The sequence below is a fragment of the Pantoea sp. BAV 3049 genome, from assembly GCF_009765445.1.
GTDB lineage: Bacteria > Pseudomonadota > Gammaproteobacteria > Enterobacterales > Enterobacteriaceae > Erwinia.
On sequence record NZ_WHOY01000031.1, the window covers coordinates 1,046,140 to 1,050,274 of the forward strand.

A 4,135-nucleotide genomic window follows, 5' to 3' on the forward strand; every position below is an offset into this window, starting at 1 on the left:
TGACAGAAACTGCGTGCTGGCGCTTCACAGTAAGGGCGCGGGGGCAACGGTAATAGCCCGGCAGCTCGGGATTGCCCGTTCCACTGTGTATAAAATTCTTGAGGACGAAAAGGCAGTTCAGCCGCGCTGACGCTGGCACTAAATTTTGGTTAAGTCATGCCATCCGGTTACTATGGGACAAGTAACCACAGGAATAAGAGGGATTTGATATGGAACAGCAGTATACCAACGAACTGACCCCGGAATTAGCCGCCTCACTGGCGCGCCCGCCATTTTCAGCTGAGAAGAAAGCTTCCATGTCTGAGGGAGCCCGTCAGACGGTTGAAGAGCAGGAGGCATTTCTGCTTGAACACCCGGTGGTGGCGATTTACCGGATCGCGGTTGACGGGGCGCTGACACAACGCGGTGGGGTGGTACGTGCGGCCTGGAACGGCTCTGAAATAGCGCTTGAGGACGGACATAAGGTCAACGTTGCGCTGGAAGGTGATGAGGTGGTTTACCCTGACGGCACCACTGCCCTGATTGTCACCGGCAGCGGGTCGAAATTTCAGAAAGGCGGTAAAAGTATCGCGCTGGTCGGCAGCCGGCTGAGTAACGGTGATGTGATTATCAGCACCCCGCAGGCGGGATGTACGCTGAATGAGCTGAAAGGTCTGCCGATGGATGCTGATTTTTTACCGGCAGAGGGCTGAGCCGATGATCCGAAGAGGCTGTATCATTCACGGTAAAAACGTCGGGCTGCACGGGGATAAGACTTCCACGGGGGCGCAATGTATCGCGGCCCGCCCCGGTATGTCGGTCATGGGGCTGCTGAAGCTCTATATTGGCGACAAGACCACGCCCTGCCCAAAGTGCGGGGAAGTGGGGGTCATAGTGGACGGCGATCACCGGCACTCAAACAGTGCCGCTGTCGCGGTGGATGGCTCGGCGATCCGTTGCGGGTGTCCGCAGGGGACTAATTTTCTGATTGCCCCGAGTACGATCCCGCAGCTTTCAGCGGCAAAAGCCTGGATGACCCCGGCAGTCGCTCCGGAGCCGGAACAACATGCGCAGATGGCGAAGAAAAAGAAACGGGAGATCACGCTGACGATAGGCGTGTTCTTCGACGGTACCGGCAACAATGCCGTTAACACGCAGAATATGATGAAAGCGTATACCGCAGGTCATTACAATCTGGATGACCCGGAAGCTGAGTCCATTCTGGCAAAATGCGCCCGTGACAATTTTGGTGTGTCGGGCAGCGGTGCAACCAGCTATACCGGGTACTACACCAATATTCACTGGCTGAGCACGCTGTATAAACAGGACATTCCTGTAGATAAAGGAACTTTTCAGTCTGCTGTTTATATTGACGGTATCGGCACCGACGCGGGAAAACCTGACAGTATGCTGGGGCAGGGGTTTGGTATCTCTGATACCGGGGTTGTTGCCAAAACGAACAAAGCGGTTTCCATGCTGGCTGACAGCATCCAGGCGGCGCTGGACGCGGTCAGTAATCAACAGACTGACTGCACGTTCATTATCAGGTCACTGCAGTTCGATATTTTTGGCTTCAGTCGGGGCGCAGCCGCCGCCCGGCATTTTGCCAACCGCATCCAGTCTGAAGACCCGGCCATTATCAGCGCCATCCGGCAGGGTGTAACTGGCACGGACTTCAATGGTTCTCCTGCCGGTAAAACCCGCTTCATCGGCATTTTCGATACCGTTGCCGCCATTGGCACACCGGTTAACGGCCTGAACCCGCACAGCGCGGATACCGGTGACGTGAACCTCACCCTACGCCCCGGCGTGGCAGAGAAGGTTTTTCATATCACCGCCGCGAATGAGTGCCGCTTTAACTTTGCTCTGAACAGCGTGAAACCGGCCTGGCCGGAACTGGCGCTGCCCGGCGTGCATTCTGATATCGGCGGCGGTTATCTGCCCGTCACGAAGGAACATCTTTTTCTGACGCGGCCTGCAACGGAAACCGTACCGTACAGTCAGCCCGGCGAACAGACGCAGGCTTACCGGCAGGCAGTGGCCCAGCTGCAGACGCTGGATAAATCGCCCTGTCTGGCTCCGCTGCTGCGGACAAATGAAATATCGGCAGAAACCTGGCATGACGACAGGCTGCCTCCGGATCGGTATGGCCAGGTGCAGAAGCGCAGCTTTGCGGCACTGACCCTGCGTGAGCGGACCGTCAGAAACGACTGGTCCCGCGTGGCGCTGAGGGTGATGCTTGAGGCTGCGCAGGAAGCCGGGGTGGTGTTTGACCCTATTCGCGCAACAAATCATGAATTACATCTCCCGGATGAGCTGTCTTCTCTGTGTGATAAGGCGTTGACTATGGGGAAAGCTGTCCGCAGCGTCCAGACGCCTCCGGTGTTCAGTCAGGATGAGCTGGACGTGATTGCGGAGAAGCATATTCACTGTTCGGCCAACTGGAATGCCATCGTGGTCAATACGGACGGCTTCATTCACGGGGGCGCATCACCCTCAGAGCTGATTGGCTTTATCAACCGGCCGGATGAGCAGTGGAAACGCTCGGTCTACAGCATGGACGGGAAGAAGGTATGAGGCTGAAATCCCTTTTTCCCTTGGTGATGCTGGTCATGGTCAGCGGCTGTCGTGCAGGCGAAGCGCAGACGCCGGAAGACACCGGTGAAATGCCTTACGGTGAGGTTGGTTTTGCCTTTTTCACCCCCAGGACATTACCGGCGGTCGTGACAAAAGCGCTGATTATCGACAACGAAAAGGTGGTCTCCACTTACAGAACGCTGGACAGTACTCAGGAAAATCCTGAGAGCGTGGGACGCTGGAGTAGCCGGGTAAGCAGGCATGCCCAGTTCAACAAGGTCCGGCATCCGCCCGCGCTGATGCTGTTCTGCTGGGATTCGGTCATCGATAAAAAGACTTACGAGACGCGCATCACCTTCTCATCGGCCCTTCGGGAAAAAATGTCGGTGCCAACCGGCAGGGACAGAAGAGGTAATACGGCCTGGTATAAAACATTACTGTTTGGGCTGGCGCCAGAGGGTAAAGTCCGTATCTGGCTTCAGAACAGCGCGGGAGGTGACAACCTGCCGGTTGAACCGGTAAAAATAACCACGCTGTCCGGGGATAAACTGGATGCCTGTAAAGGAATTACGCAGAGTGACTTTTCTTATGGATATGATCAGGACATAAAAGATTTTATCAAAGGAAAACAATATCCTTACGGCAGTTGGTAGTGGGGTGGAAGTCTCAAAAAAGGATCCCCTGCGGATCCTTTTTTTTGATTGCATCATCAGGACCCACTAGCATGACTTTTCATTTCGCTAAGTTCTGTCTATTTAAAAATCAATATTAACAATGAATTAGATTCTTAGCGTACGTTTTCGTTCCATTGGCCCTCAAACCCCTATAATATCCGGTCCGTCAATGCCCGTGGTTATGCGGTTATCGACAGCAATATTCCCCTGGAGGAAAAAAAGAAAGGGGTGAAGAAAAAAATTTCATTCTGCCTGATACAAAACCAGAGCTATTCTGCTTTCTGCGGTTCAAGATCAATGCTCGTCGACGAAAAAGACATCGATTTCACCCCTTATATGCTCAAATCCCTTGAAACGGTCGAAATAGGTCTGTCGGAAAAATCAAATAACTAACGGTGATTGATATTTGTCATAAGGCCAATTCAGAGCCATATAAGCAGCTAAGCCTCTCAGAAGCAAAAGGATCCAATTAGGATCTTTTTGCTTATCTTGGGTTATCATAATCTCTTAACGTGAGTTTTCGTTCCACTGAGCGTCAGACCCCTTTTCAGTAGTCTGTTCCAGTGTGGATACACGGCAGTAAGCAAAAACTCGTGACATGGCGTAATTTTCTGTACGAAATGGATGTACGAATAATAAAGCATGTACGAAACTAATTTCACTAAGTTTTGTACGGGTGTGGTAAGCGGTGTACGAAACCGAGTGGTTTCGGATATAGACAAATGTCGTGAAATTGCGCGTTCGCTCCTATTGGGCCTCAAACAGAATTTCCCAGGCGTCCCGCCCCTGCAGTTTTCCCCGGCTAAGGATAACGTACGCTGCCCCCTTCACCTCCTTCAGCATCGCTGACTGAGGGCCGGGAACAAGAACACGGGCCGCTCCTGCATTCCAGGACATAAAAAAAT

General features: G+C 53.1%; 4 protein-coding genes. All 4 read left to right on the forward strand.

What is annotated here, in order from left to right; genetic code table 11:
• A partial coding sequence (locus GSQ70_RS05710) for a helix-turn-helix domain-containing protein (protein WP_158785232.1) occupies nucleotides 1–130 on the forward strand: 130 nt, incomplete at its 5' end.
• A 79-nt stretch (nucleotides 131–209) separates the two neighbouring features.
• Complete coding sequence (locus tag GSQ70_RS05715; protein WP_158781654.1) at nucleotides 210–692, forward strand: PAAR domain-containing protein; 483 nt, start codon at nucleotides 210–212, stop codon at nucleotides 690–692.
• A 4-nt stretch (nucleotides 693–696) separates the two neighbouring features.
• A complete protein-coding gene (locus tag GSQ70_RS05720; protein WP_199257225.1) occupies nucleotides 697–2,556 on the forward strand; it encodes a phospholipase effector Tle1 domain-containing protein in 1,860 nt (619 codons plus the stop codon).
• Nucleotides 2,553–3,209, forward strand: a complete 657-nt coding sequence (locus GSQ70_RS05725) for a DUF2931 family protein (protein WP_158781656.1) — start codon at nucleotides 2,553–2,555, stop codon at nucleotides 3,207–3,209. Before GSQ70_RS05720 ends, GSQ70_RS05725 begins: the two co-directional genes overlap by 4 nt.
• Nucleotides 3,210–4,135 lie beyond the last annotated feature (926 nt).

Excerpts from the sequence above, each read along its gene's own strand:
- GSQ70_RS05715 (WP_158781654.1), top strand. The coding sequence starts at position 210 with ATGGAACAGCAGTATACCAACGAACTGACCCCGGAATTAGCCGCCTCA.
- GSQ70_RS05720 (WP_199257225.1), top strand. The coding sequence starts at position 697 with ATGATCCGAAGAGGCTGTATCATTCACGGTAAAAACGTCGGGCTGCAC.
- GSQ70_RS05725 (WP_158781656.1), top strand. The coding sequence starts at position 2,553 with ATGAGGCTGAAATCCCTTTTTCCCTTGGTGATGCTGGTCATGGTCAGC.